Annotated in this window: 2 protein-coding genes and 1 pseudogene; 2 read left to right on the top strand and 1 reads right to left on the bottom strand. The window is 53.4% G+C overall.

The genetic code is table 11. The annotated features are described in order from the left end of the window. Positions 1-1,247, bottom strand: a pseudogene (locus tag G485_RS31565) (transposase); the annotation flags it as partial. Here G485_RS31565 and G485_RS0117365 point away from each other — a divergent pair. After that, positions 1,246-1,512, top strand: coding sequence for an ABC transporter substrate-binding protein (locus tag G485_RS0117365; protein WP_240489193.1), 267 nt, complete (start codon positions 1,246-1,248; stop codon positions 1,510-1,512). The pseudogene G485_RS31565 and the gene G485_RS0117365 overlap by 2 nt on opposite strands. Positions 1,513-1,616: 104 nt before the next feature. After that, complete coding sequence (locus tag G485_RS0117370; protein ID WP_027093546.1) at positions 1,617-2,009, top strand: iron chelate uptake ABC transporter family permease subunit; 393 nt, start codon at positions 1,617-1,619, stop codon at positions 2,007-2,009. Positions 2,010-2,043 lie beyond the last annotated feature (34 nt).

The following is a 2,043-nucleotide window of genomic DNA, read 5'->3' on the forward strand; positions in this document are numbered from 1 at the left end:
TGAGGCAAAAAAGAACGCGCAGCCTGCGTTCCAGGTTCATCACCAGCAGTTGCAGCGTGATGACCGATTCGCTCGTCTGTGCAAGGCGTGCTCGAATACGGCCAAGCCCATACTTGCGCTTGCCTTCCCCGAACTTGCCGTACGATCGGTCTGACGTGCGGTTGGTGAATGCTGACGATCCGGTCTTCGATCTGATGCTTACGCGCGTTGTACATCTGAAGCTGCTGGCGGTACAATTCGTGAATGACCAACAAGTCACGATAAGCTTTACGGTCAAGCAGCGTGAGCGGCTGCTCTTTCGCCTGTTCGGCGATGATGGCCAAATTCCGTCCGACATAGCCGAGTTGCCGCCGGATCGCTTTGCGAATCACTTTCGGTCCGGGGCGACGCTGCTTGGAAACCGCCAGAAACTGTTTGCGCGCTTTTTCCCGATAGGTACGCGGTTTCGCCGCTTGGTCGATGACCGGCTTGTGCAGCGTATCAATGATCGCTTCGAGCTTCTCGCGGGCTTCGTTCAGCAGATTCAGATCTGTAGGATAGGCCACATCCGCAGGCGCGCAAGTGGCGTCCACAAGCAGCGTACCTTCATTGGGAAGCGTCGGCGCTTCGGATTCCGTGACGGACCCTTGTTTTTCTTCGGAACGGATCTCGTTCGTTGCGACCTCAAGATTCGCCGGTTTCTTGACTGGTTCCACGGCCGCCTGCTCCGTAGAAGTCGAAGGTTCGGCGGATTCGACTTCCGCTGCCTCGAACATCGTTTGCTGTTCGATCAACGGAAGAGGCGCTCTTCTTGTACGCTCGTTTCGCTTTCCCTCTCATTGCGCCACTCGTGTCGTTGTCATCGTCCTTCGTTTCCTTCGCGCCCTGGGTGGCCACCATCTCATTGATTTCAGCAAGCACGTCCGTCAGGCGCTTCCGGAAATGCGTCATCATCGAGTGATGAAAGGGCGGCTTCATCTCGAATCCGGACAGACCGATGAAGTATTGCATGTATGGATTTTCACTGATCGATTCTACCGTCTCTCTGTCGGTCAATTGCATTCTCTCTTGGATGATGAGCGCGCCGAGTCCCTTGCGCAGACTGATCGTTTGTTCCCGCGAAAGGTGTCTTTGAAGAACTGGCCGTATTTTTTCTCGGCATGTGCCCATGGTACCAACTGCGCCAACTGAACCCAACGATTTTCTTTGTCCAGCTTCCCGCCAAAGGGCAGAAAGAAATCGTCCGGCAAGACGATGAAACTGAACATGCCGGAAAAAGTCAAAGCGGACGCTCTTGGACCGGGCTACTATACCCTCTCCCCTGAAATTCTCAGTGACTATGTCGGCGATTACCTCATTCTCAGCAGAAGCGCCAAGGGAGACAATTCCTTCATGCAGACGGATACTTGGAGAAAAATCCCGGCCGTCAAAAACCATCATGTCATCGAGATCGACACGGAAGCTTCCACTTACAGCGATCCGACGACACTCGAATATCTGCTAAACATTTTCAAGGAAGGTTTCCTTCAATAAGCGTGCGATCGCGTTGAAGAAGGCCGAGATGCCTCAGGCAAGATGGAGGATGTCTCGGCCTTCTTCACGCCCATTATGACCTTGAAGGAGGAATTGCTGCATGCGTGGCAGCGCAGCCCCATTCTTTTGCCCTCAAAATCGGAATCAGCTTAGCGACGCTTGCGGTCATGTTCTCGCTCGCTATGCTCCTCGGTGCGAAGGATGTATCCTTGCGCGAGCTCTGGCTTGTCTTGGCTAACCGTGGCGGGGACGATAAAATCGCGATGCTCCGGGAAAATCATTACCTGCGGGAAGTGGGCGCCGTGTTTGTCGGCAATGCGCTTGCGGTGGCTGGCGCGATCAAGCAAGGTTTGACGCGCAATTATGGTCGCGCTCATCGGCGGACCTTACTTTTTGTATCTACTGTTGAAGAAGTAGTCGCGACGGTAATAAATTTATTTGAATATCAAGTTGCCTCAGCAACGCCTTCTCGTGCGAACATTTGTTTGATATACTAGATACAAACGAATGTTCGGGAGTGGTTGACATGGC

The sequence above is a fragment of the Cohnella thermotolerans DSM 17683 genome (assembly GCF_000429825.1).
In the GTDB taxonomy this organism is placed as follows: Bacteria; Bacillota; Bacilli; order Paenibacillales; family Paenibacillaceae; genus Cohnella; species Cohnella thermotolerans.